The following is a 19,725-nucleotide window of genomic DNA, read 5'->3' as shown; positions in this document are numbered from 1 at the left end:
GGGCAAAACACATAAAAATAATATAAAATATATTCGTTATTTTTGGGTCCTTACATTTAACCATATGAAAACCCTCCTGCGCTACGCCGGCTTGTTGCTGCTCCCTGTATCTTTCTGGGCCTGTTCCAAAAAAGAAGCAACCAAACCTGCGCCCCCTGTTACGGTTGATACCAGCTCCCATGGCTATAACGCACAGTTTAAATTCCCGCTGACCCGCTATGGTGCAGGCGCCCTGCAGGACAGCCAGGTGGTGATCCCTATTTCCGGGGGGCGGCCCAACATCGGGTATACGTATACCATCACCGGCAGCAATGGCCTCAAGGATGGACAAAAGATGGTGCAGGGCAAAGGCGCACTGGACATCCGTGGTGTGGACACGCTGGACTTCACGCACTTTTTGCAGGTCTACAATGATGGCACCCTTACGCTGAACATTGCATTTTCAGACAGTACCAGGGCCAGTGCAACGACGCTTAAAGATCAGTACAACATCCGCACCTATGCAGATATACACGGCATAGCATACGACCTGAATGGCGCTTACATCCAGCAGGCAGATATTGCCTTCCCTGACCTTGCACAGCTTCAAAACCTGCACCATTACGGCTCCGCGGTGTGGGCCACTTTCAGGGGCACCTATGACGGCAATGGTAAAACGCTGAGTAACGTGAGCTTTTATGCTGATCCGAACACGCAATTTGGTGGCAATGAACTGGGCCTGTTCCAGATCGTGGATACGCTTGCCACCGTGAAGAATGTGCGCCTGAAGTTTTCTACAGACGGCTCCAACTCCACGTCCGACGGGTATTCCGGCGGTATAGCCGCTACCAATCATGGTACAGTTGTAGGTTGTTCGGTGGATGGCAAGATCGTGGTAAGCGGCAGTCTTATTTCTTACAATGGCGGCATTGTGGGCGCTAATTATGGTAATATCATCGCCTGCGCCTTCAATGGTACGTTGCAGGGGCAAATGGTGGGCGGCATTGCAGGAGTGAACCGCGGCAGCAATGGCAGGATTGACCTTTGCTATGCCAACTTCGCCGCGCTTACCCAAACCGGTGGCGGCATTTCCGGCAATGTACTGGTAGATAATACCCACCAGACCCTGATCGCCCATTCTTATGCGAACGTGGTAGTGGGGCAAGCCAATAATTTTGGTGCCATCCGCCTGCAGAATAATGCCGGCTTTACAACGGCAGAAGCAGCCCTGATCAACACCTGCTTCAGCAACATCACTACGCCGCAACCCAACACCAGCCTGTTTTCCAGCGTAACGGACCTTACCGCGCAGGTAACACAGCTTACGGTAAGTGCCTTCCCTTCGCAACTTACCGCTCCTGCGGATCAAAAACCGTTCAGGGCGGGCAGCAACGCGCCGGTACTTTGGTGGCAATAAACGGCACGGCCCGGCACGATTCATGTGGCTATCGGTCATAAAAAACGGATATGGATACGCAGTATTTTAAGTTGGAATCCGGCAAACCGGTGGCCACATCAGCGGAAGACTATACCGCATGGGTAGCCAGCGGCGCCCCGGAAGAATACAGCCTGGAAAATGAAGTGGCCCGGCAAGGTTATACCTACATTGTAATGACAGCATTTAACGGGGTGGTAACGGATGAGGGCATACTAAGCCGGATGGACCTGTTTAACACCACGTTTGAGAAAGACGACGCCAGCGGCCGGCGGGAGCCACAACCTGAAAACTATGCATGGCCTACGTTTGCGGTGGCTACGGATATGCATCACAAAATTGTGCAGATCCTCACTGATAATCCATCTGCAACACCTGCCTTCCTGGAAGTAATACCATAAAAAATGCGCCTGCAAGCATGCTTGGAGGCGCATTTTTCTTAGATCGGCTTTTATCTAGTAATTACGCAGGCTGCTGCGCAGGATGGAATCTTTTTGTTGTGTGCTCAGCCCATTCTGGAAATGATACAGGGAACTTTCCCAATCACCGTACATGGGGTTGGGCAGCACGATGAAGCGTTTCCCAAATTCGGCTGCGTTATTGTGCACGGCCTGCAGGCGGGCATCCGGCAGTTGCTCGTCAAAGGCCGCAGAAAAATCACTGAGGTTATCGCCCACCAGCATAATGATGTCGTGCGTTTGCGCCAGGGCCTGGCGGCGGGCTTCCTTGCTGGAGGTATTGGTGCGCAGTACCAGGTGATCATCAGTAGCCTGCGGAAAACCCCAGCGCTGCAGGTTTTGCAGGGTTACGGCGCGTTCCGTTTCTACACGGTTCGTGATGTAATACACATCCACCCCTTTTGATACGGCGTATCTGAAAAACGTGGGCGCACCGGGCACCGTGTCTGCATCCACTTTGGCCGTCCATGCTTCCCAGTCTGCCTGTGTATACCCTTTACCTTGCAGGGATTGATGCACGGTGTTGGGACTATTGTCCAGCACTGTTTCATCAATATCTGTGACCACTGCCAGGGGCTTGTTATGCGGCTGCTGCAGGTCTTCGTCTATGCGCAGGGCGGCCATTTGGTAGGCCTGCAAACAAAGTGCTTTATACTCGCCGGCCTGTTGTTGCCAGAGGGCAGCCCATGCAGGGCCATAAGGTTGCAGCACTGTAGAATGCGCTGTGGTGGCGGGCTGCATGGCAGTGGTACTTTGCCTGGTAGTATGGCAGGCCATAAAAAAGAAGCAGGCAGCAGCAGGGAGCAGGAGACGTTTGATAAGCATGTTTGCGAATTTGTAAATTTAGTGTTAATGTGTTGAAGGGATTTTCAGGACCGGGGAGAGGGGTGTAAATTAGTGGGAATGTGTTAGCCATGACCCAGGAACTCATACACCAGATAGCCCTCACCCAGATACCCCATATTGGCGATGTACTGGCCAAAAGACTGATAGATCATTTTGGCAGTGCCAAGGCCCTGTTCCAGGCGCGCTTGCGCGAGCTGGCCGAAATCCCCGAGGTGGGCCGCTCCAGGGCGCTACAAATTACACAATTCAACAATTACGGGCCCATTGAGGCAGAACTTTCTTTCCTGGAGCGCTTCCACATACAGCCCATCTTTTATACCGATGCCGCTTACCCTGAGCGCCTGCGCCAGTGCTATGATGCGCCGGTGCTGTTATACAAGAAGGGCGCAGCTTCCCTGGATGCCCCCCGCATGATCAGTGTTATTGGCACGCGCCAGCCCACGCCATACGGGCGGGCCACCTGCGAAGCGCTGATAGCCGGTCTGGCTCCCCTGGGCGTTACCATTGTGAGTGGCATGGCATATGGCATTGATGTCATTGCCCACCGGGCGGCCCTGGAGCATGGGCTGCCTACCATTGGGGTGCTGGGGCATGGCCTGGATCGCATTTACCCCGTGGAGCATATCCCCGTGGCCCGGCAGATGGCTCATGCCGGCGGGGCCCTGCTCTCTGATTTCATGAGCGGCACTGCTCCTGACAAGCAGAACTTCCCAAAACGAAACCGCATTGTAGCCGGCCTCACGGCGGCTACGCTGGTCATTGAAACCGGGAGCAGGGGCGGTTCTTTGATCACTGCAGATATTGCCTTCAGTTATAACCGGGATGTGCTGGCCGTGCCGGGCCGCATGAGTGATGTACAATCCGCAGGCTGCCTGGCGCTGGTGCGCAGTAACAAGGCGCAGCTGGTTACCTGCGCCCAGGACATCATTGAAGCCCTGGGCTGGCATTTGCCCAAACCACAGCCGGTGGTGCAGCCCGCTTTATTCGTGGCTTTGAATAGTACGGAACGCGCGGTGGTGGAGCTTTTCAGCGGGCAGCAGCCCCGGCATATTGATGAGTTATTCAAAAGTTCTACGCTTCCTAATAGCGAAGTGGCCAATGCAGTGCTTAGCCTGGAAATGCAGTGCGTGATCCGGAGCCTGCCGGGCCAGTATTATGCGATGGCGTAGGAGGATGGCCCCCAAAACAAAAAGCCCCGCTGCGGTGCGGAGCTTTATGCTATAAAGTCTTGTTCTACATTTCAGTTAAAGCCGAAAGCAAAAGACCTGCTTTCCTGCCATTCCTGTTTTTTAGCCCAGCGGCCGTAGGAATGCTTACGATTGTCAGCAACGTGCTCACGCCATTGTGCTTTCCACTTGGGATAATAAAGACGCATCAGGTAAACGGTAGTGAATGTAAACATAGGGATATGGTTGTAGTTATAGGATAGAATAGTAAACCCGTAAAATAGTTAGTTAGTTAGTATGGTCAAGTGGTGGTTACGACAATGCCGGTCAGTTAGTTGGGACAGGGTTTTAGCCGCTTGTGGCTATCGGTCTTCTCAATTGGCTTTCATAGGCGGGCTCCAAGCCCCTTCATTTCCGGATAGTAGTAACGAATTCAAATATAGAAAATAATCATATTCGTTATATAACACATGTGTGTTAAAATTCAGCGGACAGCCGCCGTTTGATGCAGGGCTGCCCGCTAAAGGGGGTAAATGAATGTGTTATCTGTTGCGGGGACAAGCGCATTAGCTTTTCGTGCCTTAATGGCGAAATATCCTGTAACCGGTGATCAATGCACCTACCCGTCCCGGCAGGGATATCAGCCTCTCCTGTCATAGTAAAAGGCATTGGCCTGTTGCAAAGGGGTTACCACCAGGTCGTTAATGCACACGTGCCTGGGCAGCCGGGCACAATAGAAAATAATGTCTGCAATGTCTTCCGCGGTAAGGGGCGTAAGGCCTTTGTACACATTGGCGGCCTTTTCCTCATCCCCTTTGAAACGCACCAGGGAAAATTCTGTTTCCGCAGCCCCGGGGTGCACGCCGGTTACCTTAATGCCATAGGGCAGCAGGTCAATGCGCATACCCTGGGAAATAGCATCCACAGCGGCTTTGGAGGCACAGTACACGTTACCATTGGCATATACCTGCTTACCTGCAATGGAGCCGATGTTAAAGATATGCCCCTGCTGGCGGGCCACCATCCAGGGCATTACTACCCGCGATACATACAGCAGGCCTTTTACATTGGTATCTATCATGGTGTTCCAGTCGTCCAGGTTGCCGTCCTGGATGGGGCTGAGGCCCTGGGCGCCACCGGCATTATTTACCAGGATGTCTACCGCCTGCCACTCCGGGGCTATGCCACCCAGGATGCTGAAAACCGCCTGCTGGTCCTGCACATCAAATGCAAGGGGCAGCACTTTGATCTTGTATTGGCTTTCCAGCGCGGCTTGCAGCCCGGTGAGGCGTTCCGCGCGGCGGCCGGTAATAATGAGATCATACCCGGCTGCAGCAAATTTTTCTGCACATGCCTTTCCGAAACCTGCCGTTGCTCCTGTAATTAATGCGATTGCCATGCTCAAAGATTTTTTATAGTGAGTGGGAAATTATGGGTTGCCCTTTAAAAGAAAAAGCCCCTGCCCTGCAGGAGCTTACAAAATTATTGTATTCCGGGATAACGCCTGCTGTGTGTTTTACAGGGCCGGATCTTCCCTCCTCCCTACCGGATCAAAGACACCGTGCCCTTTTCCATCACCGTATGGTTATTCTGGTCCACGCCCCTTACCATCCACACGTAAGTACCTGCATTGGCGGCACGGCCCCGGTAATTGCCATCCCAGCCTTTCATGTATTCATTGGTAGAAAACATTTCATTGCCCCAACGATCGTAAATACTGAAATACTGGATATGCAGGATGCCCACGGGAATGGGGAAGAACAAATCATTCCGGCCATCACCGTTTGGAGAAAATGCATTGGGCACATAAATATTGGGGCCCACCATAAAGCGCACCAGTATATCATCCTGGTCAGTACACCCTTCCTTGGTATACACCGTGAGCGTATAGCGGATATCCTTCACACTGTTCGTGATGGGGTTGGCAATATTGGGGTTAGTGAGCCAGTCGGGCGGCGTCCATTGGTAACGGATAGCGCCATTCCCGGAGCCGTGCAACTGGAAGGGCTGGCCCATTACCGCAATAGTGTCATTCCCTGCAAAGGCATCGATCCGGGGCACCACGGTTACCAGCATGGTATCACTTACAGGGCGCGGGCAACCCAGTGTATCCGTTACCGTTACTATGAAATGGTAGGTGTTCTCGGGGTATGCTTTTACATCTGCCGCATTGGACCTGTTCAGCAATGCCGCAGGGGCCCAGCGGTAAGTGGTGCCACCGGTGGCATGCAGCAGTGCAGGCGTACCATAGCAAATGGTGGTATCGGGGCCGGCATCTGCCAGGGGCGGGTTTACGCTGGTATACGTTACCTGGGCGGTAGCGGAGCAAGTGCCCAGTGTAGCCAGTACTTCATAATGTTCTACCGGCGGATCGGGGGTTACGTCCAGGTCTGAACCGGTACCAATGTTGCGGCTACCGGGCATTTCCAGCCAGGTATATGCATAAGGCCCATCGGCAGTGGCATGCAGGTGCACTTTATCGCCGGTGCAAATGGTACTGTCGTTAGGTGCTGTTACAGCCAGGTTTGTCTTTACGTCAATGGCGGTGCGGGCCGTGGCGGTGCAGCCCTGCCGGTCGGTGAAGGTTACAATGTAAGCCGTGTCCAGCGCGGGTTTCACGGTAGGTGAGGCGGTGTTCTCATTCACAATATTATACAGGGGCTGCCAGCTGTAGGTACCCGGCACAGTGCTGGTGGCCTGCAGTGTCAGCGCGTCTTTGTAGCACATGGCCGTATCGCCGGTGGCGGTAAGCGGCGGATTATCGTAGATAGATACTTTTTGTGTGAGCGTTTGTTCGCATCCCTGCTTGGTGCGTACCAGCAATGTTACGGTATAATCTCCCTTGCCGGGAAACTGGAACGAGGGATTGGCCAACAAGGACGTATCGCCGGCCACGCCGGTGCCAAAGTCCCAGCGGGAATAGGCTACGTTATCACTCGCATTGTTAGTGGTAGACGTGTTATTGAACTGGGTGGGAAACTGCGTACACAACCCCTGGAAGCCCAGGCTGGGAAAGAATTGCGGGTAAGCGTACACCGTGGAGGTGGTACTGTCGTAGCAGGGATTTCCCGGATCCACCACCAGCTTTACTTTATAGGTGCCGGCCACTTTGTAAGTATGGGGCAACGGGTCTGTACTGTAAGTGGACAGGGTGTCTCCATCTCCAAAATCCCAGAAGTATTTTTTGCCCAGGGTACTGCTGTTGAGGAAGTTGATGGTCAGCCCATCACAGCGGGTATACTTATCCGGCGTTACGGCATCCACATATTTTATACAGGTGGTCACGGTAATGTGAAAGTCTTTGTGATGCACGCCGATGAGCTGCCCATTCTTGTATTCACTTACACATACCGTTACTACATACTTGCCGGCATTGGGCGCCACGCCGGTGATCACGCCGGTATGCGGGTCTATGGTAGCCTGCGGGCCCAATGGGGCTCCGCCGCTGTAAGGGTAATAATAACCTACGGTCTGGTAAGGGGGCGGATCTGCCGGATCTGGTACAGCGTTCTTGTTGCTGATAGCGTGACCACCTTTGTAAGCATCGCAGAAGCTGTACACCAGGCTGTCTTTATCCGGGTCTGTAGCGGTGAACGGGTATACGAAATTCTTACCGGCGCATACAATGATGGCAGAGTCCTTATCAAACACGGGGCTATTATCGCCCAATACCCCGGTAGCAGTACCCGGTAGCTCTGTAAAATAAGTAGCACCGGTGCCACGCTGGCCACCGGGCTGGGTTTCCAGCTGTATGTTTGCCATATTCTCATCGCGGCAGCAGGCCTGGAACGCAACGACGTAGCCTTGTAGATTAGTAGGCACGGTGACCGTAGTAGTGAAGGTACCGATCTGGAAACAAACGGCGGGCGGGTTCACCATGCAGGGATCTTTGGATACCATGGACTTCTGGTCCATGCTGGTCCGGCCTACATAAAAATCGTCTCCTACCTGCAGGTTTGTTCCTTTATCAAACACCCGGAAATTTACGGCCGGCGGCATGGGCGCCAGGCCATTTTCGTTGGTAGACACATCGCACACACGGAACAGCTTCAGGGTAATGCGGTAGGTGTAGTTGCCACTGGCATCTTTAGACACAAAAGTATAATACATCTCCCCCCCAATGATATGGGATCCTCTGGCTACGGTGCACAGGGCAAGGATGAAAAGGAGGCTTACAATGTGTTTCACTATGCGCGACTGAGATGTAGTTGGCTGCTGAATGTAATGAACTCGTATAAAACCTGGTTACTCACATCTGCCTGTTCCCACATACCCAAATGACCGGTTTCATTTAATACCTGTATGTTGCTGGTGCCCGGCATTATCACCTGGCTCCAGATCGTTTGCAGGGGTACGGCGGTATCGTCCCGGCCCATGATGAACAACACCGGGAAACCGGCTTGCTGCAGCACGGCCGTGCGGTCTGGCCGGCCTATCATGGCCTCGTAATATGCGATCAGTGTTTCCTTGCGGCACTGGGCTCCCATGCGGATGTAGTCTTCTACCAGCTCCGGGTGGGTGGCGCGGGTAGCGGCACTGAACATGGCCGGTAATGCCTGGCGCACAAAAGCCTCACTGCCGTATTGCTCCATGATCTTAATGGACTTGCGGCGGGCTTCTTTCTTCTCTTCCGTATCTGCCAGGGCAGTGGAATGGAACAGGCCCAAACCCTTTACCAGTGCAGGTTGCAACGCAGCCAGGGCCAGCCCTACATAACCACCCATGGAGTGGCCGATGATCACGGCGCTGCTGATATGCTCCTGCTGCAGGATGGCCTCTACAAAGGCCGCCATGCTGTCTATTGTCAGCGGTATACTGATGGGGCTCCGGCCACTCCCGGGCAGGTCTGGTACCAGCACGCGGAAATGCTGCGCCAACCAGCCAGTTTGCCTGGCCCATATTTCATTATTCTCCGGAAAACCGTGCAGAAGCACCACTACCTCACCTTGTCCCTCATCCCAATACGCTCCTTTTGCTTTGTTTTGGTTGATGTTCTTCCACATAAACGGGCCGTTTGGTAAATCGCAGGTAACTGCGGTAAATAATCAGTAAGATACAAAAGATGGCTGCGGCTTTGTAGAGGTAATCGCCCCACCGCACATACAACGTTCTGGTGTTGCTGAATGTTACGTTGTTTTTGATCACGGCTGCTTTCCAATAAGGTTGTGGATCAACTACTTCTCCTTTGGGGCTGATAAAGGCGGAAATGCCGGTGTTAGCGCTGCGCGCAATCCAGTGGCGGGTTTCAATGGCCCTTAGCCTTGCATAGTTGAAATGCTGCCGATAGCCTTCGGTATTGCCCCACCATCCATCGTTGGTCATGATCACCAGAAAATCTGCGCCTTCCCTTACCTGGCGGGCCATGTATTCCCCAAACACCGATTCATAACACACCACCGGCGCCACAGCTGCCTTTTGACCAGCGGATGTGCCCGGAAGTTTAACACGGCCTGTCATTAATGTTACGCCCGGCGTAAGCCCACATCCGCCGGCGGCGCCGCCCATATCCAGGGCAAAGGTGGACATGAAGGGCAGGTATCTTACGTAAGGAATGATCTCCACCCCCGGTACCAGCTTGCTTTTGTGGTAAGCCTGCACCTGGCCGGCGGTATCCACCTGGATGGCTGCGTTAAAATAATCCCCGCGGATGCCATCCGGCGGAAGCTGCTGTGCCGTATAAGGCACGTCCACCGCATTGGGCGGGTATAGCTTCCAGGTAGTGGCGCCCGTGACAAGTTTTGCACCCGGGGCATGCTGCTTCAGGAATGCCACGATACGCTGCACCACCGGGTTGAATGGCAGCGTGCTTTCTTCCGCGATCTGCCCGTTGAGGATAGCCGTTTCCGGCCAGATGATGTAGCGGGTATTGGGTGTTACCTGCTGTGCGCTGAGCTGCAGCAGGTTATTGAGTTGATCATCCTCTTCATTGGGACCAAATTTGCCATAGGGATCCACGTTCGGCTGTACGATCACTACCTCTACGCCGCTTGCTTTCACTGGCGGGGTATACTTAAAGGTCGCGGCCATATTCACCACAAAAGGCACCACAAACAGTACCACAGCGGGTTTCCACAGGCGGCCCAGGATGGGTTTTAGATACTTCATATCTATTTCAGGCAGCCCGCGCCAACATTCATAGAGCATGATATTCACTACCAATATCCAAAGTGTGCCGCCGCCCACCCCGGTAAATTCGTACCACTGTACCCAATCCGGGTGCATGGCCATCGCGTTGCCCAGGCTGAGCCAGGGCCACGCAAATTCCCAGGTGAGGTTTACGTATTCAAACGTCATCCAGTATACCACCAGGGCTACATAGCCCCAGTTCCGTCCCAGGCGCTTGCGGACGCCGTAAAAAGAAGTGAACGGGATGGTCATGAGCAGGGCGGTAAATAAATTGGCGAACACGCCGCTGGCGGGCACCGTGGTATTGCCCACCCACCAGGTGGTACCCACGTTAAAAATGGTGAATGCCAGTAACATCCAGGCCCAGTAAGCCTTTTTGTTCTTTACCTGGTCTGCCAGCCAGAGTAAGGGAGTGAGGGCTACAAAAATGAATACCGTACCGGGTGAGCTGGGCCAGGCCAGCCAAAGTAAAATACCGGCCAGGATACTAAGCAGTAAATAGCGAAAACGGGATGACATATTTCAAAAGTAATGGCCTAAATCCGAAAAACCATTCCATGCCTGAACAAATTCCGGTTAAGACATCGGATACAGGTTTTTTCGATATATAAATACAAATCCCGCAAGGCAAAGCCATGCGGGACCGCATATTATTTGTAGCCTGGAAATGATGTTGCTTAGCGGCTGTAGTTGGGCGCCTCTTTGGTGATCACCACATCATGGGGGTGGTTTTCCTTCACGGTAGCGGCGGTGATCTTCACAAACTGGGCCTGCTGCAGGGTAGCAATGTCTTTGGAACCACTGTAGCCCATACCAGCCCGGAGGCCACCTACAAACTGCTGAACCACTTCAGCGAGGTAACCTTTGTAAGGCACACGGCCTACAATGCCTTCCGGTACCAGCTTCTTGATATCGGCTTCCACATCCTGGAAGTAACGGTCCTTGCTACCTTCTGCCATGGCCTCAATGGAGCCCATGCCGCGGTAGGATTTGAACTTACGGCCTTCGTAGATGATAGTTTCCCCGGGGCTTTCTTCCACACCGGCAAAGATGGAGCCGGCCATAACGGTGGAAGCGCCTGCTACCAGGGCTTTTACCATATCACCGGTGTAGCGGATACCACCATCTGCAATCACGGGGATGCCGGTGCCGCGCAGGGCATCAGCTGCGTTCATGATGGCGGAGAGCTGGGGGAAGCCGGCGCCTGTTACCACGCGGGTAGTACAGATGGAACCGGGGCCTACCCCTACTTTCACAGCGTCGGCACCGGCATCTGCCAGGGCGCGGGCGCCATCAGCCGTAGCTACGTTGCCGGCTATTACGTCCAGTTTCGGGAATGCTTTTTTGAGTTTGCGCACACATTCCAGTACACCCAGGGAGTGACCATGTGCACTGTCCAGCCCTACTACGTCCACCCCTACATTGAGAAGGGCCTGTGCACGGTCCAGCACATCGGCGGTGATGCCCAGGGCTGCGCCTACCAGCAGGCGGCCGTAGCCGTCTTTCACTGCATTAGGGTAGCTGGTGGTCTGGAGGATATCGCGGTAAGTGATGAGGCCTATGAGTTTGCCGGATTTATCTACCACCGGCAGCTTTTCGATCTTGTATTCCTGGAGGATGCTTTCTGCCTGTTTCAGGCTGGTGCCTTCGGGTGCGGTTACCAGGTTTTCCCGGGTCATCGCGTCGCTCACCAGGCGGCTCTGGTCTTTCTCAAAGCGCAGGTCACGGTTGGTGAGAATGCCCACCAGCTTACCGTTATTATCTACGATGGGAATACCGCCAATCCCGTTATCCCGCATGGCTTTCTGCGCCTGGGCAATGGTAGCATCCGTGCGCAGGGTCACCGGGTCCAGGATCATGCCGCTCTCGCTGCGTTTCACCTTGCGTACCAATTCCGCCTGCTTCTCGATGCTCATGTTCTTGTGCAGCATACCGATACCGCCCTGGCGCGCCAGTGCAATGGCCAGCGTAGCTTCCGTTACGGTATCCATGGCCGCGGAGACCATCGGGATATTCAGTCTTATATTTCTGGTAAGTTGGGTGGTGATGTCTACTTCTCGGGGCAGGACTTCGGAGTAGGCGGGCACTAACAATACATCATCGAAGGTAAGGCCGTCTGCTACGAATTTTGACTTGTTTTCTCCAGGCATGCGCAACTATTTGTCAGTTAAAAAATAATTGCACGCAAATGTAAGGATAATTCTGCAAACCAACATGCGGCTGGTTTAAAGCATGACAATCGGAAGACCCGGACCGCGAGGGTAATGTTGCATATTAATTTATTGTAAAACAAAAGTCCCGCGCAGGCAACTGGCGCGGGACCTGTATTTTAAAGATAGAAACTTTGAGATTGTGATTTCCTGGTGTTGGAAATTGTTTGTTGGAAATCCCCCTCCCCTACTGCTGTAGCATAAACCGCAACGTTAACCCACCGCTTGTAGTGGTGATCGGGTACGACGTGGAGATGACGGGGATGGTCTGTCTTCGATCGTAGAAGAAGCGGAGGTTCAGGCGGTTGTTCACGATGTAGTCTATCGAGGGCGAGACCTGGATCACCTTCTGGCCACTGGTGGGGATCACCAGGTCTGCATCCAGGCGGTTATTCACCGTTTTATCGTCGCGCAGGCTCATGTCCAGCCGGAAGTTCAGGTCATTCTGCAGCTTGTGGGAACCATTCTTGCCCACCACGAAGGGCAGCACCAGGCCGCGCACGCGGTAGCTGCCAGACAGTTCAAAGGTAGTACTGCGTATTTCCGTAAGCTGGTAGTCAATGAGGCTGAGGCTCAGGGAGCGGCTCTTCTTGAAGCCGATGCTGGCGCCTACGTTATTAATAAAGGTACCATCCAGGCGCAGCAGCGGGTCAAAGGCCTCGGTGAGCGTAAGGTTGGGCACCAGGTAGTACGGGATGTAGTTGCCGGACACGGAGTCAATGAAGCCGGGGTACCCCAGGATACGGGGGTCCGCATAATTGAGGGCCGTGTTGAAAGAGCTCATGTTCAGGTCACCCGTATAGCGGTGGGTGATCGTGAAGTTGGTCATGAAGTTCTTGAACGGTTCCAGGCGGGCCAGGCCGCTGTAAGTGATGCCCCAGTTGGGCAGGGATTTAATGCTGCTGAATGGGTTGCTCTTCACGTTGGAAACGCCGTTATCATTCAGCAGGCCTACTTTCTGCGGGTCTTTGCCCGTGTAAGCCGCCAGGAAGGCCGGGATCAGTACATCCTGCGCATAGCGGCCATAGCCATACTTGTAAGCCGGGTCGTTGGGCTGGCCGGGCTGGGGCGCATACTTGGAATACGGGTTCTGGATGTACAGGCGGTTGGAAATGATGGTGCGGTAGTCCTGGAAGTTCTGGAATGTACGCGACATCCCGTTCTGCTTATTGATAGATCCAAACAGGGTTTTAATACCAATGTAAGACACGTCAAACCCACCGGCATCATACGGGTTAAGGCCCACGTAAGTGCTGAAGCCGGAGGTATCCTTGAATAACTCGGAGTGGGTTTTGGTGAACATGCGCGTGAGGTTCAGGTCAATGCGCAGGTCACGGGCCGGCTCCAGGGTGGCCTGGATCTTCAGGTCGCGGGTAAATTGCTGCTGGAACTGGAGGTTGAAAGTGGTATCGTGTGTGATAAGACCCCGGTTGGCAAAGTCGTGCAGCCATTTGTCCCCCGGCTGTGCTCCCAGCACAAAGCCTACACCCGGCGCCATGGTGGCCCAGTGCATGCCCAGCACCTTGGTACTGTCCATATACCCCGGCAGCACGGTGGCGGCATTTTCAGAATAGCTTACATTAATGCGCTTCAATGCCATTACAATGTGCATAGCTGCTTTCAGGGCTTTGTTCAGGCCATCGTCTGCAGGGACGGCTTCCTGCTGTTTCTTGTTATTGGCCTGGCTGCCGTTCATCGGGCGGTTGTTATTACTGCTGGATGAGCTGCCCCTGATATTGAACTTGCGCAGCCATTTGGATTTATTATACAGGTCATCCAACTTGAACTCACCGGTTACATTGATGGTATGTGCGTTCTCAATGGCGTTCCCCTGCTCTATGGCCAGGCGGGACGCGGCATTCCAGCGGTACTGGCTGTTATAGTTCAGCGTAATGTTGGTCCAGGTGAGCGCCGGGAACTTCTGCGTGGGCAAAGTGTAAGTGGCGGTGATGGTCTGGTAGTAATTAGTGGTACGCCCAAAGTGCAGCAGGTTTTTCCACAGGCTGTCTTTCTTGGCAGCCGTGTTCAGGCGCCCGTCCGGCTCATCCACGCGGGCATTGTTCACCGCCATGAAGTCGATGTTGATGCTGTGGGTGATGTCCCACTTCAGGGAGTAGTAACGGTCAAAGGTGAAGAACTTGTTGTATGTTTCCTGCAGCAGGAAGTTGCTGCCCACATTGCGGATGCGGGTAGCCCCAAACTGGCGGGTCAGGTCTATGCGGAAGCTGATGAGGGACGGCTTGTAGTTCACGTTAAAGTCCTTCAGTAAGGCCAGCCAGTGCGACTTGCTCTTGATCAGCTTACGGAAGGGCGTAATAAACTTGGGCGAGGTGGCATAGTTGTAGCCAAAGCCGCCCCGGTTGCGCGTAAGCACATCACTTTGTACCAGTGGGTTATGCCGGTTGGTCTGGGAGAAAGAGTAGTTGAAGTCAAAGTTCTCCAGCGACCAGAGTTTCAGTTTCTTGCCGGACTTGTTCAGCTTGCGTACGTTGGTAAAGTTTAAACTGGTGATGGAGGTAAAGTCTTCTGCCTGCGCTTTGATGGAGTCCCGCATTTGCTTGGTGGTGGCCATTTTCAGCTTGGTCTTCAATTTAATATCCAGGTCGTACGGATCGTATTCCGGGCGGCTGATGGCCTGTGAGTAACCGGCATATACGGGGATCACCAGGCCTGCTTTCTTGGGCAGCAGTTTACCCAGGTCCAGGTTGGTGGCAGCATCGTACTGGGTATAATTATCGCGGAAGCGCTCATTCACCTTCTGGTCTACCGCACCAAAACCGGCGGTGTGCATATTGCCGGACACGGATAAGGTACCCAGGTCTGCCAGCTGCACGTCCATGCGGGCCACGGCGCCATAACCGCCTTTTTCATCCAGGCCGGTGAGGCGCAGCTCATCAAACCATACTTCTGCGCATTTGGCCACGCCATCATCCGCGGGATTTTCAATGCTGATCATGATGCTCTTCACATCGCCCAGGCTGGGGTTACCTACCACACTGATCGCATTGCCCGTAGTACTGTCCACCATCGTGTAGGGTGTAAGGGGCGATACGCCTGCCATATTGCGTTTCAGTTTCAGGTCACTGAACTTGGTCAGCACTACGTCCAGGTTATTGGCCTCCGGCCAGATGTCCTTATCCAGCACGGCGCCAAACGGTGTCACCGTGAGGGGGATCTTGTATTCATAATAGTTGCCCACAAAGTCGCTACCCAGGCGGATCACAGCGTTCAGTTGTTTGCTCTGCAGGGAGTTCGGATCATTCACCGCTTCTGCGTGGATGAACATCTGCAGGTTCTTGTACTGGCGCAGGTCCATGCTCAGGTTCTTGTAAATGGCGCGGGAGTCTCCGTCTTTCAGGTTACACACCTGCACAGACAAGGACTGCTCATTCAGCAGCAGCGTGGTATTGTTCGTACTAATAGTGTTCTGGCGTTGAATGCCGGGGGGCAGCACGTAGCGGATGGGGGAACGGCTGCTGTTCTCTTCAATGTTCACCGCGGTGAGGTTGAAGTTAGTGCCGGGTTGTACAGGCACCGGGTCGCCGGGTTTCAGTTGGTATTCATACTGGCGCCATTGGTTGCGCACCAGGTCCAGTTTTGCAAAACGCAGTACGGTGGAGTCCTGGAAACCGGTCATGAACATACGCATGAAGCGGATGGACTTAAAGTCCGGGATCTCCCCTACGCGCTGGTCGTACTGGGCAATGGGAATTTTAAACTGGTACCATACTTCCGGCGCGGTGGTACCGTTGGCCAGCTGCGGGTTTACCAGGATGGAGTCCACCACGTAGTCGTAACCCACGCGCATCTTTGGATGCAGGTTCACGCGGTAAGAGAAATACTCCTCCGTTTCGTTCATGGTGTTATCATGGTTCAGGTCCTCGCTTTCCGGGATGTTGGTAGCCGCAGAAGAGTACTGGGAACCGGAGGTGCTCACGGGAGAGTTGCCTTCCGGCATGCTGTAACGTTTGTAACGCTGCAGGATGTTCAGCTTTTCCCGGTCGTAATCATCACCACGGTAATTATGGTAGTCATCGTTAGAGGCATCGGCCACTGCTTCCTGGTAGATCAGGGAGTTTGCGCCAAAGTTAATGCGCAGCGTGTCCAGGTAACCCTTGCGGTAAGTGCCTTCATAGTCGGAGCGCAAACCATCATAACCGATATCCTGCCAGGCGCGGATAGCCGGGTCATTGTCAAATGCCTGGGTGATCTGCTGCTGGTAGCGGGGAATGCGGCCCCAGACCGTAGAATCCAGCTGGGTGGGGTTCTGCGACGGGATGGGCATACCGTTTTCGAAGAACTTGTGGGAGTCTTTCAGCACGTCTTCAGACACGTTGCCCAGGTTGAAATACAGCTGGCCGCCGGCCTGGTTGGTCTTGGAGTTAAAAGGATCCTGCATCCAGAACTCGATGTATTCAATATTGGCCGTTTCAAAGTCAGAGTTATCCACGGCGCGCATGATACCGGCCCAGCGTTTTTCCGGGTGGGTAAGCGTACCGTTGGCATTGATCTGCGCCTGATTGTACTCATAGTTATACGGGCCTCTTTCCTTTGGATAATACGCCAGGTCAAGGGTGCTGAGCTGTGCCTGGCCAAAGTCTGTGCTGCGGTTGGGGAATACCTCCTGCTGGTACACCAGGCGGGTACGCGGGTCAGACTGGTCGTCCTTTGTAATGTTAGACGGCAGTCCGGGAGAGTTGGGGATCTGCAGGGTGGGCTCAATGGTGTACCACGCCAGCAATGCCCTGTTCTTGCCATAGTCCAGGGAGTTGTCCATGGCAGCTTCGGGAAACATGATGGCGCCATTGGCGTCCTGTGCGCCGGCCGGTGTAGAGGCCAGGCTCCAGGCGGTGGCCGGAAATTTCAGGTCATAGTTGCTCTGGGCGCCTTCAAAATCGTCAATGTACACCTGCCCTTGTTTGCTGCCACTGGCATTCACCAGTTTATTGTGGCCGGGGAACAGGCGGGCCACCTCCCCGGTCATGTTGATGTGCGACATGGTGGTGGTGCTGTAGTTGGGCAGCTTGTCCAGCCAGCGGGTCAGGCCTTTCCAGTCGGAGCTATAGTTACCATCCAGGCCTACCACGGTATTTTTGATCGGGTCGTCCCCGTAGTTCACCTTCTGGTAGTACGGTCTTTCGCTCATGCGCACAATGGTACCTCCCAGGCTCAGTTTATCATTGACCAGGTAATCAAAGCGGGTACCGAAGTAGTTGCGTACCTGCTGTCCAAACAGGGCATTGTTCTCAAACTGCACGTTCACGGGCATACCTGAACTGAGAATGCCCTGGTTCAGGATGGTCACCTGGCCCAGGTTATAATCAATGATATAATCCACGTTTTCACGCAGCACCTGGCCACCGGCCGTGATGGTCACGGAGCCTTGCGGCACGTTCAGCGCATTGAGGCTGATCTTGTTGCTCACCGTGGATTTGAAGGAGCCTTTCAGCACGTAGCGGTTCAGCTGGGGAAACTGCTGGGCGATCACCTTGATTGAATCGTACAGCTGCGAGTACATATATTGCTTTTCCAGGGTAGCATTGCCCCCAAAGGCCGGGCGCACGCCCTGGGCAAAAGGTTCCAGCTGGGGGAACATGATCTTACCGGTCTGTGAATTTACCGTATAGCCTTCCACGTAGTCAAACACCCCATCGGGCTGGGGATCGTTCTGGGAGTTAAGGCGGTCCAGGTTCAGCACCGTGATCAGGGGGGCGCCGGAATACTGGCCTACCGCGTCCGGGAAGTAACGCTTGTAGCTGGGCACGCGGCCTTCACCACCGGGATCGTTATAGTACACATCCAGCTTGAAGTCTGCCTGGGTAAGGCCATAGGCCCCGGTGGAGTAAATGTTCTTCATCATCAGGTCCCAGATGGGCAGCTGGGGGCGGGCGGAGGTGGCCTTCAGCATTTTCAGGAAAAGGATGCGGGAATTAGCCGCATCGTTCTGGTCTGGTGGCACGTCCTGGGAAAATTCACCCACCTGGTACACGCGCCCGTTGTAAGTATACTGGTAGGCTACGCCCAATACTTCGTCCGGCTGTAGTTGCTGTGCCAGGGAGATGAAACCTAATTGCTTATTGAAAGTGTATTGTGTAGAGTCGAGCTTATGGGCATATGTTTTTTCAAAATCCTGCGTGGGTACCAGGCCCATGGCCAGCAGGCGGCTTACCACGGTACCGGTGTTGCGGGTAGCAGGATCGTTGTAAAGATTGGAGTAAAGGTCGTTCGTACCATTGTTGGGTACCTTGCTGGCCGTAAGGGCATGCACGTTGTTGTTATACGGCTTGTACTCCGCCAGGTCGGCCAGGGCTACTATGTCGCGGGCGTTGGTGGTGGCACCGGTCTTGTTGGTCACCCACACTTCCAGGCGGGTAATGTTTGCCTGGGAGCGGATGAGCGGCAGGTTGGACATGGCGTAGTTAAACGTGTCGCGGAAGAACTGGGCCATGAGGAAGTGGCGGTTGTCTTCATACTGGTCTGCCGTGATGGTGAAGTCCTGTTGTTGTGCACCCCCGTTCACCAGCAGGTTCTGTTTCTGCGATTTCTGGTTGGAAAGCACGCTGGTCACGGTGAGGCGGCCAAACTGCAACTGGGTCTTTACCCCAAACAGGGATTGCACCCCGGCTATCAGGGAGCTTCTGAGCGGGAAGCTTACGTTACCCGCCTCGATCTTTTTGATGATCTCATCATCATAACCGGTGTACTCCAGTTTGATCTGGTTCTGGAAGTCGAAATTGGCCTGGGTGTTATAATTAGTGATGATCTTCAGCTTGTCCCCGATACGGCCGGTCACGTTCATGTTGATGTTCATGTCAAAGTTGAACGTGCCGTTCTTACGGGCCTGTTCCACCAGCACCGGGTTCTTGATGTTCTGTCCCTGGTAGCCAAAGGTGAGGTCCACGTTGCCCTGGGGGCGGATGTCCACCTTATTGCCGCCAAACACGCGGTCAAAGAGGCTGTTGCTCTTGTACAGGGTGGGGCCGCTGCCGCGCTGGTTCAGGTTACTGAGGGAGCCGGAGCGGGTTTGCCAGTAGTCATCCATGTCGCTTTCCGACTGCAGTTTGTAATAGTCATCAAAGCTGAGGATGGTGGGATAGCGGTAGTATTGGTCGCCCACTTTCTCGTACACGGTGTATTGCTTGGTCACCGGGTCGTAGATCACGGATTTTTTAACCGCGTTCGGGTCTGAGAGGTCCACGGCATTGCGCTGCGGATCGGTCAGCGCGGTACCACGCCGGTCTTGTATGGGGTATTTAAGAGAATCAGCGGCTGTTGCAGGGGCAGTGGTATCCTTCACCTTGGATGCGGTATCGGGTGTAAGAATAGGCTGCCGGTGCAAAGCAAGCATCCTGTCATTTGTGCGGGGCGTGGAGGCCGGTGTTTCAGTGGGGGTTATCCCAGGCAGAAAAGGCACGTAGGGCCGGTGTTTAATATTTCTCGCAGCGGTGTTAAAAATGACAAAAGATACAACGCCTATTGCTGCAAAAGCACCGAAATATGTCTTC

General features: G+C 54.0%; 11 protein-coding genes. 3 read left to right on the top strand and 8 right to left on the bottom strand.

All coding sequences use genetic code 11. From position 1 onward, the window contains the following. The first annotated feature begins 64 nt into the window (after positions 1–64). A complete protein-coding gene (locus tag DCC81_RS07210; protein ID WP_108685884.1) occupies positions 65–1,396 on the top strand; it encodes a hypothetical protein in 1,332 nt (443 codons plus the stop codon). A 50-nt stretch (positions 1,397–1,446) separates the two neighbouring features. Further along, on the top strand, positions 1,447–1,815 hold the full coding sequence (locus DCC81_RS07205; protein WP_133177586.1) for a hypothetical protein: 369 nt from the start codon (positions 1,447–1,449) through the stop codon (positions 1,813–1,815). 54 nt (positions 1,816–1,869) lie between these two features. Here the strand turns inward: DCC81_RS07205 and DCC81_RS07200 are convergent, their stop codons facing one another. After that, positions 1,870–2,697, bottom strand: coding sequence for a 5'-nucleotidase, lipoprotein e(P4) family (locus DCC81_RS07200; RefSeq protein ID WP_108685882.1), 828 nt, complete (start codon positions 2,695–2,697; stop codon positions 1,870–1,872). A gap of 89 nt (positions 2,698–2,786) precedes the next feature. Here DCC81_RS07200 and dprA point away from each other — a divergent pair, with 89 nt between their 5' ends. Next, the gene (dprA, locus tag DCC81_RS07195) at positions 2,787–3,887 is read left to right on the top strand and encodes a DNA-processing protein DprA (RefSeq protein WP_108685881.1); all 1,101 of its coding nucleotides are present in this window, start codon (positions 2,787–2,789) and stop codon (positions 3,885–3,887) included. 71 nt (positions 3,888–3,958) lie between these two features. Here the strand turns inward: dprA and DCC81_RS25515 are convergent, their stop codons facing one another. The 7 genes from DCC81_RS25515 to sov all read right to left on the bottom strand — a co-directional run bounded on the left by DCC81_RS25515 (position 3,959) and on the right by sov (position 19,568). Then, entirely contained in the window at positions 3,959–4,120 is a 162-nt protein-coding gene (locus tag DCC81_RS25515; RefSeq protein WP_165806467.1) for a hypothetical protein, read from the bottom strand. 404 nt (positions 4,121–4,524) lie between these two features. After that, entirely contained in the window at positions 4,525–5,283 is a 759-nt protein-coding gene (locus tag DCC81_RS07190) for an SDR family NAD(P)-dependent oxidoreductase (protein WP_108685880.1), read from the bottom strand. A 143-nt stretch (positions 5,284–5,426) separates the two neighbouring features. Further along, positions 5,427–7,994 (bottom strand): PKD domain-containing protein, encoded by a 2,568-nt coding sequence (locus tag DCC81_RS07185; protein WP_133177584.1) that lies wholly within the window; start codon positions 7,992–7,994, stop codon positions 5,427–5,429. Positions 7,995–8,071: 77 nt separating this feature from the next. Then, on the bottom strand, positions 8,072–8,887 hold the full coding sequence (locus DCC81_RS07180; RefSeq protein ID WP_108685878.1) for an alpha/beta fold hydrolase: 816 nt from the start codon (positions 8,885–8,887) through the stop codon (positions 8,072–8,074). Continuing rightward, positions 8,838–10,529 (bottom strand): apolipoprotein N-acyltransferase, encoded by a 1,692-nt coding sequence (gene lnt / locus DCC81_RS07175; protein WP_108685877.1) that lies wholly within the window; start codon positions 10,527–10,529, stop codon positions 8,838–8,840. The genes DCC81_RS07180 and lnt overlap by 50 nt, the downstream gene beginning before the upstream one ends. A gap of 158 nt (positions 10,530–10,687) precedes the next feature. Beyond that, the gene (gene guaB / locus DCC81_RS07170; protein WP_108685876.1) at positions 10,688–12,160 is read right to left on the bottom strand and encodes an IMP dehydrogenase; all 1,473 of its coding nucleotides are present in this window, start codon (positions 12,158–12,160) and stop codon (positions 10,688–10,690) included. 247 nt (positions 12,161–12,407) lie between these two features. Next, complete coding sequence (sov, locus tag DCC81_RS07165) at positions 12,408–19,568, bottom strand: T9SS outer membrane translocon Sov/SprA (protein ID WP_108686499.1); 7,161 nt, start codon at positions 19,566–19,568, stop codon at positions 12,408–12,410. Positions 19,569–19,725 lie beyond the last annotated feature (157 nt).

It is taken from the genome of Chitinophaga parva (genome assembly GCF_003071345.1).
Classification (GTDB): Bacteria; Bacteroidota; Bacteroidia; order Chitinophagales; family Chitinophagaceae; genus Chitinophaga; species Chitinophaga parva.
Note: the sequence above shows the minus strand (reverse complement) of the source record. Positions and strands in the feature narration are given on the sequence as shown.